Here is a 16,103-nt window from a genome sequence, read left to right as displayed (position 1 = left end):
GCGGAACCCAGAGGCACACTGAAAGGAGATGGGCACATGCTGAACAAGATCGGTCTCATCGGCGGTGGGTTCATCGGCGGCGTTCTCACCCAGGAGATCGCCCAGCGGAGGCTCGCCCGGGAAGTGGGTTTGGTGGATCCGGCGCCCATGGCGGGCCCAAACGATCCTCCCGAGCGCCAGGAGGTGCTCAAGAAGCAGTCGGTGGCCATCGGCAAGTGCCTGGACATCGCCGAGGGCCTGCCCACGATCAGCCGCGACATCAAGCTCGTCGGCTCCAAGGACTATTCGGCCCTGGCCGGGGCGGAGATGGTCATCAACACCGCCGGCGTGCCCCGCAAGGCCCGCCCGGACGGGACCTTCCCGAGCCGCGAGGAGCTTCTCGCCATCAACCTCAAGGTCACCATCGAGGTGGCCAAGGGCATCCAGCAGTACTGCCCCAACGCGATGATCATCTCCATCGCCAACCCCCTGGACGCCATCGTCTACACCCTCGACAAGCGGCTGGCGCCGCCCAAGAGCAAGCTTTTCGGCATGGCGGGCGTGCTCGACTCGGGCCGCTACTGCTATTTCGTGGCCGAGGCGGCCAAGGTGTCGGTGGAGAACGTGAACGCCATCGTCCTCGGAGGCCACGGGGACGACATGGTTCCGGTGCGCAGCTCCTGCCTCATCGCCGGCATCCCGGTCACCAAGTTCCTCGACGCCGACACCCTCGCCAAGATCGAGGCGCGCACCCGCAAGGCCGGCGGCGAGGTCGTGGGCCTGCTGGGCTTCGGTTCGGCCTTCGTGTCCCCCGCCTGGGCCGCGCTCGAAATGGCCGAGGCGGTGATCTACGACAAGCGCAAGATCCTGCCCGTCTGCGCCAAGCTCGAAGGGGAGTACGGTGTCAACGGCCTCTTCGTGGGCGTTCCGGCCATCATCGGAAAGAACGGCGTGGAGAAGGTGATCGAGCTGGACCTCACGCCCGAAGAAAAGGCCGCCCTCGCCAAATCGGTGGACGGCGTCAAGAAGACCTGCGACGAGGCCGATGGGATGCTCAAGAGCCTGTAATTCCGGGCCCGCCTCGCCACTCATCCAGGGCTCCCCGCCTCGGCGGGGAGCCCTTTTCATGCCGGGCGCGCTGGCGAACGACCGGCGGACGGCTCGAGCGCGGGGCGGAAGGCCGGTCTCGGGGCCTCCCCCGAATCCCCTCTCCGGGCGGCTCGCCCCCCGAATCGGGCCCTTCGGCCCGCGAGAGCGGCCCTCGGCCCCGGGATGCGCGCAATCTTTCCCTTTCTGCTAGAATCCCCCCTTCGCGGCGCCGGCGGTAGAACCGGAACCGCGCCAACCGAGGAGGCACCGATGCGGAGAGCGGGAAGGGCGCTGGTCGCGGCGCTCGTTCTGGCGGTTTGGAGCGGGCTGGCCTGGAGGGCGGCCGAGTACGGCCCCACCTTCGAGAAGCTCAAGGGGGTGACGGCCGAAAAATACCCCGGGGCGGACGCGGTGGTCGTTTCGGACGAAACCCGCGTGGACGTGGAAGACTCGGGGTTGAGCCACGTGAACCGCACCCAACTCATCAAGGTGCTCACGGAGAAGGGGGCGGCCGAATGCGCCACCCTGAGGTTCGACTACGATCCGGCCTCCTCCTACGCCGAGGTCAAGAGCCTCACCGTTTTTCGAAGGGACGGGAGGCCGGAAGAAGTGCCCGCGGGGCGTGTCCATGACCTGCCCCAGCCCCAGTACATGATCTACTGGGGCCCCAGGATGAAGGTGGCCAGCGTGCCCAAGCTTCACCCGGGCGACGCCGTGGAGATCAAGACTTACTCCAAGGGCTTCGTCATCGCCTACCTGCGCGATCAGGTTTCGCAGGACGACGAGCGTTACATCCCTCCCATGCGCGGTCACTACTACGACGTGGTGCTCTTCCAGGGGGACCGGCCCATCGTGCGCAAGAGCTACACCATCGTCCTTCCCAAGGACAAGCCCATCCGGGCCCGCGTCTACAACGGCGAATTGGGCCACGAGGCGGGCTTCGACGAGAAGACCCTGTCCTACACGTGGTGGAAGGAGAACGTCCCCGCCGCCGAGCGCGAGCCGCGCATGGTGGAGGACACGGACGCCTTCCCCAAGCTGGTGCTCGCGACGGTCATGGACTGGCCCGAGAAGAGCCGGTGGTTCTACCACGTGAACGAGGACGTGGACACCTTCGCGTATGACGAAGCCATCCTCGCCAAGACCCAGGAGATCATTCGCGGCCTGAAGACCGACGACGAAAAGAGGCTCGCGCTCCTGGCGTGGGTGGCGCGGCAGATCCGCTACAGCGGCATCAGCATGGGCAAGGGCGAAGGCTACACCCTTCACCCGGGCAAGATGGACTTCAACGACCGGGCGGGCGTCTGCAAGGACATCGCCGGCATGCTGGTCACCATGTTCCGCGCGGCGGGGTTCAAGAACACGTTCCCCGCCATGACCATGGCCGGGGCCCGCGTGGAGGATATTCCGGCGGACCAGTTCAACCACTGCGTCGTGGCCACGGAAATCGCGCCCAACCAGTACAAACTCTACGACCCGACCTGGTGCCCCTTCAGCCGGGAGGTCTGGTCCTCCGCCGAGAGGCCCCAGAACTACGTCATCGGCTCTCCCCGCGGCGAGGTCCTCATGGAGACGCCTCCGGCCGACGCTTCGGAGAACTTCATCCGAGTCGTCTCCACGGGTTCGATCAACGAGAAGGGCGACCTCGACACTACCCTCTCCATTTCGGGGGGCGCCTACAGCGAGACCAACCTGGTCTGGCTGGTCGTGAACAGCCCCGCCGCCGAGGTCCGCTCCAACCTCGAGAAGTTCGTGGCGGCCATTTCCCCCGCCGCGCGCCTCGTGGACTACTCCTACACGGACCCCATCGACGTGACGAAGCCCTTCCGGATGAGCCTCCGCGTGGAGGCCCCCGGGTACGCCATGGTCACCGGAAAGGAGATGATCCTCACCCCTCCCCTGGCCCGCAACATCCTCCAGAGCCCGAGGCTCACGGATTTCCTGCTGGCCGTGAAGGGCAAGGAGCGCAAGTACGACATCTTTCTGAGGGCCACTCGCGAGTTCCTTTTCGAGGAGCGTCTGGCCCTTCCCAAGGGCTACGGCCTCAAGTCCGCCCCCGAGGTGAAGGCCGTGGAGTCCCCCTCGGCGGACTTCTCTGCGTCCCTTGCGGTGGAGAACGGCGCTCTCGTCCTTAGAGAGAGGCTCGCCGTCAAGAAGAAGATCGTTCCCGCCGCGGAGTACCCGGGTCTGAGGGACGCCGTGGAGGCTGTCAACGGGCTGTCCAAGGCCCTGGTGGTGGTGGGGAAATGAACGGCGAGGAGAGATCGAGAGCTGGAAAGCCGGAGAGAGAGATGAAAAGAACGCTTCTGATCGCCACGCTGTTCGCCGCGGTCCTTCCCCTCTGGGCGGCCGGGCTTCCGCCGCAGTACGCCGCCACCCCCACCGCCAAGGAATACCCCTCGGCGGACGTCCTCGTCCTCTCGGAAAAGATCGCCTTCACCCTCCATCCCGACGGCCGGGTGGAGAAGTCCGTCTCCCTGCGCGAGAAGATGCTGACCTACCAGGGCATGGACGACGCGGGAGACCCTTACGTCGCCTTCCACAAGGAGCTTCAGGACCTCTCGGTGACCCGGTGCCGGACCTACACGCCGGAAGGCCTCACGGTGGACGCCAAACCCAACTCCTTCAACGAGCGGACCCCCTTCGCCCTCGAGAAGGCGCCGGCCTACGCCCTCTGGCGGGAGATGGTCATCACGAAGGTGGGCCTCGACGTGAACGCCGTGGTGGAATTGGATTACACCGTCGCCGACCGCAAGCCCTGGCGCCGGTTCTTCGAAGGGGCCGTGGTCCTCCAGAACGACCGGCCCGCCCTGGTGCGGGAGGTTTCCCTGACGGTCCCCGAAGGCATGGAGGTCCACGCCCGCCTCTTCGGCGCCGAAGCCTCCCCCTCCGTCACCCGAGCCTCCGGAGCGGAAACGACCACGTGGACCCTCTCCAACGTCCCCGCCGTCCCCCCCAGCGAACTGCATCACGGAGCCGACGGGTTCCTCCCCACCCTCGTCTTCTCCACGTGCCCGGATTGGGGCCACCAGAACAGCATCCTTTCGAGGCTGGTCGCGAAGGCCGCCGCGGCATCCTCCCCCGCCCTGGACGCCAAGGTGGACGAACTCCTGCGGAACGTCCAGGGCGGCTTCGAGCGGGCCCTCAAGCTTCATGCCTACGTGGCCGAGTCCATCAACAACGTATCGTGGCCGCTGGCCGCCTTCGACCACGAGCCTCGCGCCGCCGCCGACACCTTCGACGCCGGGTACGGACACGCCCTCGACAAGGCCGTCCTCCTTCAGTCCATGCTCACTCGCGCCGGCCTTCAGGCCGCCATCGCCCTCGGATACCCGGCCGTTCCGGGCGGGCTCGATCCTGCCCCGGTGCCCTCCCTGGCTCTGATGGACAGGCCGATCCTCCGCGTGGAAATGGGCCAAAGCCCCCTGTGGCTGGATCCCACCGCCCCCCTCTCGGAACGCTCCCAGAGGGAGCTGGCCGGGCTCAAGGGACTGCCCCTGGTGGCCGGCATCGGGGAGCTTCACACCCTGGACTACCCCGGTACGGACCTCCTTTGGGCCAATCTCGACGTCAAGGTCGCTTCAGACCTTTCGCTGTCCGGCGAAGGCACCGTCCTCTTCTCGGGACGGTACAGCCCCTTTTACGCCGTTCAGGGATCGGCGGAGGACCAGAAGGCGGTCCTGTCGGCCCTCCTTTCCTCCGTGTTGCCCGGAGCGGAGGTGGCGAAGTCCGACGTGGTACGTCTGGAGCCCGGCCAGGTGGTCATCAAGACCTCCTTCACCGCCCCTTCTCCGTCGGCCTCCGGAGCCAAAGCGCTCGCCCTCGGGGTGCCCAAGCCGTCCCTTTTGGCTGCTTTCGCCAACAGCCACGTGAGCCGGAGATCCCTCCCCACCGTCCTGCCCCACGCGGGCCGGGAGCACGTGACGGTGACCTTCACCCTTCCCGAGGGCCTCCGGCCTCTCTACGTGCCCCCGCCCACCGAGATCCGGAACCGGGCGGGCTCCTTCCATCGGGCCTTCCAATCCTCCGAGAAGGGCCTCGCCTACGAATGGAAAGCCGAACTCTCGGGTGCCGTGGTGGCCCCCGACGCCTACGGGGATCTGAAGGCGCTCTTTGCGGGCGCCCACAATCCTGCGGGCCGCACCGTGGTCTGGTCGGCAAAACCCTGATCCGCGGCAACGGCTGAACGCGGCGGGCGGTCCTTTTGGACCGCCCGTTTCGTTTCAGTCACCCTCACGGGTTCCACCACTCGATCCGTCGAACCATCGGCGCCCCACCGCAACGGCGACGGCAAACCGCCGGGGGGGAATCGGGCCCGCTAGAGCCTCGAAGCGCCTCTGGCCCTCGGCGGCGGCCCGTTCGAAGGCGCAGTGAAAGGGTGGGGGGCCGCTCCCCTCCCGCCCATTGGCGTAGAGGAAGCGGGTCGCGGGGCAAGAGCGGCAGTGGGGCGTTGCAGGACAGCTTCCGCACGATCCGGCCGAGGCCCCATCCCAGGTCCTGGGCGCAAGGACAGACGAGGTCAGGGCCGCCGAGCGCGCATCCACAAGACGATCCCAAACCGCCGGCGAATCCGCTGGCCCCAGGCGCACCGCAGGCTCGAACCTTTGGAACATGGCCGGGTCGCGAACAAGAGAGGTCGCGAAGAGAGGGCAGGTCCAAGCCACCCCCCAAGGGTCCACGAAAAGGGACTCACCGCTCAATGTGTTGCAGGAGGGCTCCACCCTTTCCCGAAGGCCCGCTCCGTCCCCCTGAGGCCGCAGAAATTCCAGGGGAATGCTTCCCGCCTCCTCGTACCGCCGCGCCGCATCCCATGCCGCCTCCTCCACCTGCCGGAAGAGGAGGGGTTCGTCCCCGGGACTCCAGCGGCGGTCCGCACCCGCCGCGGTCTGGAAGCGGATCTCCGATACGCCGGTGTCCATGAGCCTCCGGCATGATTCGGCGAGATGTGGAACCGTCTCCGGCACCAGTACGGCCGAGATCCGGACCCTCCGGCGGAAGTAGGCGGGATGGTTCTTCCGGATGGATCCGAGGATGCTCACGAGGAGCTCGCCGCTCCCCGGAGCGCGGAGGTCCTGCGCCCCCGAAACGCCGTCGAAGCTCAGGGCCAGTGTGACCTCAAATTCCACGAGCCGGTCCAGGAGGGTCCCGTCCAAGAAGAGCCCGTTGGTGGCGAGGACGCACTCGGATTCGGAGCCCGCGAAGGTCCGGAATCGCTCCGCGCAAGCGAGGGCGAGTTCCCGGGACAGGAGGGGTTCGCCCCCCGTGAGCTCGAGCCGGAAGGGAGGGGTTCCGCGTTCCTCCAGCATGCCGAGGGCGAGGCTCGCCGTACGAGGGTCCATGTCGCGGGACGCACGCCGCTGGTAGCAATACGCGCAACTCAGGTTGCACCGGGCCGTCAGGCCGAGGGAGAGCCCGCGGAAAGCGCTCCGCCCCGACCCGCCGCACTCAGCCCGTTTAGGCGCCGCCCCCGAAGGGGCCGCCGGACCTTCCATCCGTCCTCAGCCCTCCGGACGGATGGGTCCGAGGAGCACCGAACAGCAACTGAAGGGCATGCCCGGAAGGGGATTCGGAATCGGAACCTTCGCCAATACGAACTGTAGAAACTCCGCAAACGTCTCTGCGGTGGGTCCGTCGAGAGGCTCCTCCATTTTCCCCTCTTCCGCCAGCCGGAAGAGGATGTCCCTCAGGACCCGGTACCTCGGAAGGTCTTCGATCGGGGGGTGGACCTCCCGAAAGAAGAAGAGCGTACCGGCCACGTGGCAGGGTAGGACGGCTGACGGCATGGTCACCTCCTTGGATCCGTCTCCCAACAGGAGGGAGGCGCATCCCGAAACGTCAGAACGGCCGGTCCATCGCCTCGAGGACCCAGATGTCCCCCGAGGCGGCCGCTTCGTAGAACACCAGCAGGCGTCCGTCGGCCGATACCCCGCAATCCTGCGGCTCGCCCCCGGGCTCCGAGGGCCGAGTCTCAGGAACAGGGGCCAGGACACCCGTTTCCGGCGAGACAGCCCGAATCCCGGACTTCGCCCCGCCCCAGGTGCCCGTCACGAGGAGGCGACGGCCCGGGGCATCCCAGGCGACGAACCGGGCGCCCGCCTCGTAAGTCAGCCGCCTGGCCTCGCCGCCGCCCAACGGGCAGAGCCAGACGTCGCTGCTCCCGGCCGTCCCCGCGACGCAGGCGAGAGATTGTCCGTCCGGACTCCATGCGAATCCGAAGAGGCCGATGCCCAGGCGCGTGAGCCGCTCCCAGGATTCGCTCGCCCGCCCGTCCGTCACCGGGACGGCCCAGACTTCGTTTGACCCCGAGCGATCCGAAATGAAGGCCAGGAAGCGGCCGTCCGGCGACCACTCCGGAAGGAAATCGGAAGACCCCTCTCCGGTGACCCGGAACGACTCGCCCCCCACAGAGGGCAGCAGCCAGACGTCGCGCTTCCCTTCTTCAAGACGGTGGTAGGCGATCCACTTTCCGTCGGGAGAAAACGTCGGGTGGGAGCAGCTTCCCTTGGTTTCCGTCAGGCGCTCCGGTTCTCCCGCGGGACGGCCTCCGTCCAGCGGTACGCGCCAGAGATCGAAGCGCCCGCCCCGGTTGCTGGTGAAGACGAGGGACGTGCCGTCCGGCGAAAGGTCCGGCTCGTAGGCCTCCCGGCCTGGGCGGAGGGAGGTCCGGTCCCCGGTGGCGAGGTTCACCAGGACGAGGCCCCCGCGGTTGATGGAGGTGGAATAGGCCAGCCGACGGCCGTCGCGGGACAGGCTCGAAGCGACCTCGGAGCCGGCGCCCAGGGTGATGCGCTCTGTCCGCCCCGATCCGGTGGACACCCTCCAGATCGCAGATGTCCCCTCGCGCAGAGAAGTGAAATAGATGTGGTCGCCGTCGGGCGCCCAGCGGGGAAAGGTGTCGGGCGGATCGTCTCGGGTGAGGGCGCGGACCGGCCCACCGTCAAGAGGCAGAAGCCAGAGGTCATTGTGATCTTCGTAGCAGAGGACCCTTCCGTCCGGAGACCAGGACGGGTGGCGGTGGTCCCAGATCCCTCCACTCCCGTCCGAAAGGAGGCGGGCCTCGCCCGGGGCGTCCAGTGAGGCCACCCCGATACGGAGGAATCCATCTCTCCCTGCCCGAGTGAAGGCGAGGAGGGACCCGTCCGGCGAAACCGCCGGATCCTCGGCGTCCTTCAACAGGGAGACGGGAGCTCCCCCGAGGCGCCCAACCTTCCAGATCCCGGGCCGCCCTCCCCTCCACGAGACGAACGCCAGGGCCGACCCGTCAGGAAACCAGGCAGGGGAGCGGTTGGACTCTCCGTCGGCGGTGAGGCGCAGGGCGGGACCTCCACCGACGTCGGAGATCCACACGTCCCTCCTTCCGCCCGTCTCGGCGGCGTAGGCCACCGTCCGGCCGTCGGGTGAAAGGGCCGGTTCGGATTCCACGGAGGTCCCGGCCGTCACCTGCCGGGGTTGGACGGCCGGAGGCCCGTCCCCTCCACGCCCGAGCACGATCCAGAAAAGGACGGCGGAAACGCCCGAAAGGAGACCAATCCAAATGAGCAGACGGCGGCGCTGAAGAATGTTCCGCAAACCCGGACGGGAGTCCGGAGAGGCTTTTCCCGACAGCCTTTGGGCCAGGTCGCTGGCCCTCGAAGGACGATCCTTAGGACGCTTCTCGAGACACTGAAGGACCGCCAAGGACAGTGACTCCGGAATAGAGGAATCAAATGCACGCGGATCCGTGGCGGGCTCGCGAAGCAGGGCCGCGACAACCTCGGCCGGGGAGGGGCGCGCGAAGGCGTGACGCCCCGTGAGCATCTCGAAAAGGAGAAGCCCGACCGCAAAGAGGTCTGCCCTCGGATCCACGGGCTCCCCACGGAGCTGTTCCGGCGCCATGTACTGGTACGTGCCCAACAGGCCCCCTGGGGTGGTTCTGGCCCCCAGCGGGGCGGTCTCTTCGGAGGAGGTCCCGGGGCGCGGGGAAGGCTGGGTGGCAAGGCCGAAATCGAGGATCTTCACGTGCCCTTCCGGGCCGACGAAGATGTTCTCTGGCTTCAGGTCCCGGTGGACGACTCCCCGTGCGTGCGCCGCGCCAAGTCCCTTAAGGATTTGGAGCGCCGTGTTAACCGAGCGGTCGCGCCCAAAGGGCCCTCCGTCGAGGACGTCTCGGAGGGTCTTTCCCTCCAGGAGTTCAGTGACGGTGAAACGGAAGGGGCCGTCCTCCCCCACGTCGTATATCACGAGAAGGTTCGGGTGATTCAGGGAGGCCAGGATCCTCGCCTCACGCTCGAAGCGAGCCACGCGCTCCGCATCCTGTGAAAAGGCCCTTGGAAGGACCTTGAGCGCCACGTCCCGCCCCAGGCGGAGGTCCCGGGCGCGGAACACCTCGCCCATTCCACCCGCCCCGAGCAGGGCTTCGATGCGGTAATGGCCGAGAGAAACACCGGGGCGGATGCCGAAACCATCGTCCGACACGGCACCTCCTACCCTGCTTGGATCTCCAGGACACAAGGCCCTGGCCCGCAATGAATTCTGATCTCACAATGGGGCCACTCCCGCCGCTTGTCAACAGGAGGACCGGCCGGCCGCCGGGGTGGTGCCCGGGCGGCGGACTTTGATATGCTTTCCGCTTCCGCCGGAGGACCCCATGGGCGACACCCTAGCGATCGCGGGCAAGACATTCCGAAGCCGCCTGTTCCTGGGAACGGGCAAGTACCCGGACTACGAGACCATGGCGAAGGCACTGGAGGCCAGCGGGGCCGAGGTCGTCACGGTGGCCGTGCGGCGCGTCGAACTGGACCGGACCAAGGCCTCCCTCCTGGACTTCATCGACCCCAAGAAGTACTTCCTCCTTCCGAACACGGCGGGGTGCTACACGGCCGACGAGGCGATCCGCACGGCCCGTCTGGGGCGCGAGGCGGGCATGTCCGAGTGGATCAAGCTGGAGGTCATCGGTGACGAGAAGACCCTGTTCCCCGACAACGCGGGCCTCCTCGAAGCCACCAAGGTCCTCGTCAAGGAGGGCTTCGTGGTCCTCCCGTACACCAACGACGACCTCGTCAACGCAAAGCGGCTGAGAGACGCGGGCGCCGCGGCGGTGATGCCCCTCGGGGCGCCCATCGGCTCGGGGATGGGCATCCAGAATCCCCACAACATCTCCATCATCAAGGAGTTCTTGGACGTTCCCGTGATCGTGGACGCGGGAGTGGGCACGGCGGGCGACGCGGTGCGGGCCATGGAGCTGGGCGTGGACGGCGTGCTGATGAACACGGGCGTGGCGGCGGCGAAGGATCCCGTCCTCATGGCCTCGGCCATGCGCAAGGCCGTGGAGGCGGGACGCGAGGCCTTCCGGGCGGGGCGCATCCCCATGAAGCGGTACGCCACGGCGTCCTCGCCCCTGGAGGGGCTTGTGAAATGAAAGGAAAGGGACTAAGGAACCAGGGGACTGGGGGACTGGGAAAAAGACCGCGCAAACGGGTGCTGTATCCTAGTCCCTGAGTCACTGAGTCCTGAGTCCCTCCCGACTCTGGAGGGAGATCATGGTGAATTTCGATCTATCGAAGGAACACCGCGAACTCGTTGAGAAGGCAAGGGACTTCGCGGACCGGGAGGTCCGGCCCGTGGCGAGGCGGTACGACGAGACCTGCGAATTCCCGTGGCCGGTTGTGCAGAAAGCGTACGACGAGGGCATCATCAACGGCGCCATCCCCAAGGAGTACGGGGGCGCCGGGCATTCCTCCTTCGAGGGGTGCCTGGCGAGCGAGGAGCTGGGCGCGGCTTGTTCGGGAATCGGCATCTGCATCGACGCCAACAACCTGGCCCTCACCCCCCTGCTCGTGGGGGGGAGCGACGCCCTCAAGAAGAAGATCTTCGGGCGGCTCGTGGAGGCCCGGGGCCTCGCGGCTTTCTGCCTCACGGAGCCCGAGGCGGGCTCCGATGCCGGGGCGGTGAAGACCACCGCCGTCCGGAAGGGTGACGTCTACCTCATCAACGGCCAGAAGCGCTTCATCACCAACGGAAAGCAGGCCATGTTCCACACGGTCTTTTGCAACACCGATCCCGGCCGGGGGGCCCGCGGGATGTCGGCCATCGTGGTGCCCGCCGACTCGCCGGGGGTGGTGATCGGCCGGGAACTGCCCAAGATGGGGCAGCGCGCCTCCTGCCAGGTGGAGATCGAGTACCACGACGTGGAGGTGCCCGCGGAGAACGTCATCGGCAAGGAGAACATGGGCTTTCTCATCGCCATGAAGACTTTCAACCGAACCCGCGCGGGGGTCGCCTCGGCGGCCGTGGGAATGGCCCGGGAGGCCTATGAAGTGGCCAAGAAATGGGCCCTGAACCGCCGCCAGTTCGGCCAGCCCATCGCCTCCTTCCAGGCCATCGGCTTCATGTTCGCGGAGATGCTGACCGAGATCACCGCCTCCCGTTTCCTCGTCTGGAACGCCGCCCTCCTGACGGACGCCGACAAGGAGGTGGGAACCTATTCGGCCATGGCCAAGTACTACGCCACCGACGTGGCCATGAAGGTGGCCACCGACTGCGTCCAGATCATGGGGGGCGACGGGTACTCCAAGGACTTCATCGTGGAGAAGATCATGCGGGACGCCAAGCTGTCCCAGATTTACGAGGGGACCAACCAGGTCCAGCGGCTGGTCATTTCGAAGAACACGCTCAAGTGAGCCGCCGGGCGCGGGGCACGGAACCAGAGGAGGCGGGGGGGACGGAAAGGGACGGAGAGGCATGAACTACCCGGTCTGGGACGTGGCCTTCGGGCGCTGGATCATCGCGCTGATCGCGGTCATCCACGTCTTCATCTCCCAGTTCGCCATCGGCGGCGGGCTCTTCATCGTCTGGATGGAGCACCGGGGTCGGGCCGCCGAGGATCCGGCCCTGAGGCAGTGGCTCAAGCGCTTCGCCCAGTTCTTCGCCTTCTGGACTCTGGTGGTGGGCGCGGTCACCGGCGTGGGCATCTGGTTCACCATCGGCCTCATCAGCCCCGAGGCAACCTCGGCGCTCATCCGAACCTTCGTGTGGGTCTGGGCCATCGAGTGGGTCTTCTTTCTCGTGGAAATCGTCAGCCTCCTGGTCTACGTCTACGGGTGGGAGGTCCTGCCGCGGAAGACGCACCTCGCCGTGGGCTGGATTTACTTCGCCTCAGCCTATCTGTCGCTCGTGGCCATCGACGGGATTCTGGCCTTCCAGCTCACGCCCGGGGCCTGGTTGGAGAAGCCCTCTCTCGCGGCGGCTTTTTTCAACCCCCACTTCCTCCCCTCGCTGTGTTTCCGGACGCTGCTGTGCCTGGTTCTGGCCGGGGCGTATGCCCTCGCCGCCGCCTCCTCCCTTTCGGACCGCATTCTCAAGGCCGAGGTGGCCAAGCCGGCGGCCCTCTGGGTGGCCCTTCCGGCCCTGCTCCTGCTGCCCTCGGCCTGGGGGGTGTTCCGCCTGCTCCCAGGGGACCGGCAGGACGTTCTTTGGGCATCTCCCTCCGTCCTTCACGCGGCCATCCTCCTCGGGGCCGCGCTCTTGCACCTCCTCCTCCTTTCCCTCCTTCTGGTGTACAGGCGCCCGCGCACCTTCGGGCGCCCCGCGGCCCTGATCCTCCTGCTCTTCGCATTCGTGGCCGTGGCGGCGACGGAATGGGCCAGAGAGGGGTTACGGAAGCCATTCCTGGTCCCGGGCTACGTGTACGCCAACCACGTGAGCGCCCCCGACTTGCCCCTCCTGAGGGAAAAGGGTCTCCTCGCTTCGTGGCCGTACGCCCGCCAGTCGTTCGTCGCCGGCCGTGAGGCCGAGGCGGGGGCGGAGATCTTCCGCGTCGCGTGCTCGGCTTGCCACGGGGTCTCTCGCGGGCCCCGCGCCCTGCGGCCCCGACTGTCTGGGCTCGACCTCGAGTACGCCGCCGCGCTGGTCTACCGGTCCGATTCCATGCGCGCCCCGATGCCGCCCTTTCCGGGCACGCAGGAGGAAGCACGGGCCGTCGCGGCCTTCCTCCTGGAGGGAACCCAACCCCGCGAACCCGAGGGCGGCGCCCAGGCCTTCGCCAGGCGCTGCGCCCCGTGCCATACCCTCCAGGGCTCCTTTCGTCCCCTCGCCCCCGCCTTCAAGGGCATGAGCCTCCGTGACGCCGCCGACCTCGTCGCTGCCATGGATTCGATCAACGAAAAGATGCCGCCGTGGACCGGTACCGACGCCGAATTGCAGATGCTGGCGGCGTTCCTGACCGGCCCCGGAGCGGGAGGCGCGCCGTGATGCCCGTCCCCTCTCCCGACCTTCTCCCCGCCCCGGGCCCCTACTGGCTCTTCAAGGCTCTCCTGTGGACGACCTTCCTCCTCCACCTGCTTTTCATGAACGCCACCTGGGGGGGCAGCCTCCTCCTGTCCGCCTTTCTCTTCAAGGGCCGGGAGAAACACCTCGAAGTGGCCAGGAGCCTCGCCGCCCTGCTCCCTTACGCTACGGCCATGGCCATCGTATTCGGGGTGGCGCCCCTCCTCTTCATCCAGGTGATCCACGGGCGCCTGTTCTACTCGGCCAGCATCCTTTTGGGCGCGCCTTTCCTGCTGGTCATCCCCGTTCTCCTGGCGGCGTACTCCCTCCTCTACCTTCTTCGCAGGAAGCTCTCCCAGGCATGGGGGCCCGGCCCATACGTGGCCCTGCTCGTCACGGCCCTCCTCGGTTACGTGGGCTTCGTGCAAGCCAACGTGTTCGCCCTCCTGACGGACCCGGAGAGGTTCCGCCAAAAGTACCTGGACCACCCGGCGGGCTTCCAGTTCAACCTGGCCGACTTCACGGTCCTGCCACGGTTCTTTCACGTTCTATTGGCCTCCGTGGCGCTCGCGGGGCTTTATGTGGCCATCCGTGGAGCCAAGCGCCTGCCCGCGGACCCGGAGGTCGGTCGCTGGCAATTCCGGAGCGGAACCACTTGGTTCGCGGGTGCGACCCTCGTGAACTTCGCCGTGGGGATCTGGTGGCTCCTGGTCCTGTCCCCGGAGTCCCTCCGGTCTCTGATGGGCGGCAGTCTCCTGGGCACGATTGCCTTCGCGGTGGGTCTGGCGGCGGGTCTCGGAGCCCTCGTTCTCTCCCTGCTGGGGATCAACTCGGTGAAGGCCGGCGCGTTTCTCCACGCCGCCGGGGGCTGTCTCGTCCTGACCATCCTCGCCATGGTGCTCATGCGGGACGTCACCCGCGAGGCGGCCCTCGCCGCCCAGTCTCCCGGACGCTCCGTCGAGATCCCCCAGTGGGGCGCCATTCTCCTGTTCCTTGTGCTCTTCGCGGGGGGAGTGGCCCTCTGCGCGTGGATGCTGGCCCGCCTGAGAAGGGCCACCGCGGAGGGCCAAACGGAGACGGCCCCGCGGCCGGGCCTCGGTGACTCGGGCCTTCACAAGGTGGACCCGGCCGAATCGGGCGTTCGAAAGCTCATTCCATCGGACTCCCAGCCGCTGAAGATACCCGGCCCTCCCTCGTCCGGAGTGCGGCGCCTCGACGACGAGGAGTAGGGTCCGCGGGCAAGGCGGGCGACGAACGGCGCGGTTCAGCGGCAGACAGCGGAGATTCCCATGAAGATCGACGTCTTCTCCGAAATCCAGAAGAAGTCCATCGAGTTCGTGGACCTCATGTACACCGACCTTCTGGGAGGCTGGCACCACCTCTCCCTCCCCGCCGAGCGGTTCACGGCGGCCACGGCGAAAGCGGGGGTGGGCGTGGACGGCTCGTCGGTCACGGGCTTCCGGAAGGTGAAGTCGGGCGACATGGTCCTCGTCCCCGACCTCTCCTCCACCTTCCTCCACCCCTTCGCCGATCGGCCCACCCTTTGCGTCATCGGCGACCTGGTGGACGTGGACGCCCACGAGGGCTTTTCCCGAGACCCGCGCTACGTGGCGCACAAGGCCGAGCGGCACCTCGCCAGGGTCCGGAGGGGTGAACACAGCCTCTGGCTTCCCGAGCTGGAGTTTTACCTGTTCGACGAGGTTCGGGTGTTCGGACGCCCGGGGCATAGCGGCTACAAGATCCTCTCCAGAGAAGCCGGCGCGCCCGACGGATCCCCCCGCGTGCCGGAACACGAGCCGCGCAGGAAGGGCTACCACGCCGCCTCCCCCGAAGACCGGTTCGAGGACGTTCGCGCGGAGATGTGCGCCCGGCTCGCCGCCGTGGGAATCCCCGTGAAGTACCACCACCACGAGGTGGGCCCGGCGGGTCAGGTGGAAATCGAACTCAATTTCATGCCCCTGCTCAAGGCCGGGGACTCGGTGGCCCTCGCCAAATGGATCGTTCGCAACGTGGCCTTGAACTACGGCCTGGTGGCCACCTTCATGCCCAAACCGCTTTACGGAGAAGCCGGTTCCGGGCTCCACTACCACCAGTACCTCACCGACGGGAAGACCTCCGCCTTTTACGCGGCCACGGGCAAGGGCCCCTTGAGCCGGACGGGCCTTCACTACGTGGGCGGACTCCTCCAGCACGGCAAGGCCCTGGCGGCCTTCACGAACCCCAGCACCAATTCTTACAAGCGGCTCGTTCCCGGCTTCGAGGCTCCCGTCCGTCTCACCTATTCCGTGGGCAACCGCACCGCCGCCATTCGGATCCCTGGGTACGCCAAGGCCCCGGACAGCGTTCGCATCGAGTACAGGCCGCCGGACGCGACCAGCAACAGCCACCTCGTGATCGCGGCCATGCTCATGGCCGGCCTGGACGGCATCAAGAGGAAACTGGACCCCGGATCTCCCCTCGGGAAGGACCTGTTCCACATGCCCCCCGAGGAGCTGAACGCCATTCCGGCCCTGCCCACCTCCCTCAACTGGGCCCTCGACGCCCTCGAGCGCGACCACGGCTTCCTTCTGGAAGGCGGCGTCTTCACCGAGGATCTCCTCGAAGCCTGGGTGGCCCTCAAGCGCCAGGAGGCCCGCGACTTCGCCGAGCGCCCCCACCCCCGGGAGTTCGAACTGTACCTGAACGCCTAGGCCCGAGGATCCCTGGAAGAGATCCCCGCCGCGCCGACCCCCGCCCGCCCGGCCCGGGTTGGCGCGGGGAACAGCCAAGCCTCCCTCCCATTGACACCCCCC

11 protein-coding genes are annotated in these 16,103 nt (G+C 67.3%); 8 read left to right on the top strand and 3 right to left on the bottom strand.

Annotated features, from left to right (window positions below; translation table 11 throughout):
* The first annotated feature begins 36 nt into the window (after positions 1-36).
* The 3 genes from AB1824_01710 to AB1824_01700 all read left to right on the top strand — a co-directional run bounded on the left by AB1824_01710 (position 37) and on the right by AB1824_01700 (position 5,237).
* Entirely contained in the window at positions 37-1,047 is a 1,011-nt protein-coding gene (locus AB1824_01710; GenBank protein MEW5763667.1) for a malate dehydrogenase, read from the top strand.
* Between the two features lie 291 nt (positions 1,048-1,338).
* Positions 1,339-3,318: a DUF3857 and transglutaminase domain-containing protein gene (locus tag AB1824_01705; protein MEW5763666.1), complete on the top strand. Its 1,980-nt coding sequence runs from the start codon at positions 1,339-1,341 to the stop codon at positions 3,316-3,318.
* Positions 3,319-3,359: 41 nt separating this feature from the next.
* On the top strand, positions 3,360-5,237 hold the full coding sequence (locus AB1824_01700) for a DUF3857 domain-containing protein (GenBank protein MEW5763665.1): 1,878 nt from the start codon (positions 3,360-3,362) through the stop codon (positions 5,235-5,237).
* Between the two features lie 54 nt (positions 5,238-5,291).
* On the opposite strand, the gene AB1824_01695 is transcribed toward AB1824_01700, so the two are convergent.
* Genes AB1824_01695 through AB1824_01685 form a run of 3 tightly spaced genes read right to left on the bottom strand, consistent with a single transcriptional unit; the run spans position 5,292 to position 9,522 of the window.
* The gene (locus tag AB1824_01695) at positions 5,292-6,560 is read right to left on the bottom strand and encodes a radical SAM protein (GenBank protein ID MEW5763664.1); all 1,269 of its coding nucleotides are present in this window, start codon (positions 6,558-6,560) and stop codon (positions 5,292-5,294) included.
* 6 nt (positions 6,561-6,566) lie between these two features.
* Entirely contained in the window at positions 6,567-6,851 is a 285-nt protein-coding gene (locus AB1824_01690) for a hypothetical protein (GenBank protein ID MEW5763663.1), read from the bottom strand.
* A 52-nt stretch (positions 6,852-6,903) separates the two neighbouring features.
* Positions 6,904-9,522, bottom strand: a complete 2,619-nt coding sequence (locus tag AB1824_01685; GenBank protein MEW5763662.1) for a protein kinase — start codon at positions 9,520-9,522, stop codon at positions 6,904-6,906.
* Positions 9,523-9,694: 172 nt separating this feature from the next.
* On the opposite strand from AB1824_01685, the gene AB1824_01680 reads away from it, so the two are divergent.
* The 5 genes from AB1824_01680 to glnA all read left to right on the top strand — a co-directional run bounded on the left by AB1824_01680 (position 9,695) and on the right by glnA (position 16,001).
* Positions 9,695-10,465, top strand: a complete 771-nt coding sequence (locus AB1824_01680) for a thiazole synthase (protein ID MEW5763661.1) — start codon at positions 9,695-9,697, stop codon at positions 10,463-10,465.
* A 121-nt stretch (positions 10,466-10,586) separates the two neighbouring features.
* A complete protein-coding gene (locus AB1824_01675) occupies positions 10,587-11,726 on the top strand; it encodes an acyl-CoA dehydrogenase family protein (protein MEW5763660.1) in 1,140 nt (379 codons plus the stop codon).
* Between the two features lie 61 nt (positions 11,727-11,787).
* Positions 11,788-13,296 (top strand): c-type cytochrome, encoded by a 1,509-nt coding sequence (locus AB1824_01670; GenBank protein MEW5763659.1) that lies wholly within the window; start codon positions 11,788-11,790, stop codon positions 13,294-13,296.
* Positions 13,293-14,540: a hypothetical protein gene (locus AB1824_01665; GenBank protein ID MEW5763658.1), complete on the top strand. Its 1,248-nt coding sequence runs from the start codon at positions 13,293-13,295 to the stop codon at positions 14,538-14,540. The genes AB1824_01670 and AB1824_01665 overlap by 4 nt, the downstream gene beginning before the upstream one ends.
* Positions 14,541-14,600: 60 nt before the next feature.
* Positions 14,601-16,001 (top strand): type I glutamate--ammonia ligase, encoded by a 1,401-nt coding sequence (gene glnA / locus AB1824_01660; GenBank protein ID MEW5763657.1) that lies wholly within the window; start codon positions 14,601-14,603, stop codon positions 15,999-16,001.
* Positions 16,002-16,103: the final 102 nt, after the last annotated feature.

It is taken from the genome of Acidobacteriota bacterium (assembly GCA_040752915.1).
In the GTDB taxonomy this organism is placed as follows: Bacteria; Acidobacteriota; UBA4820; order UBA4820; family DSQY01; genus JBFLVU01.
This window is presented reverse-complemented; position numbering and strand designations above follow the sequence as displayed.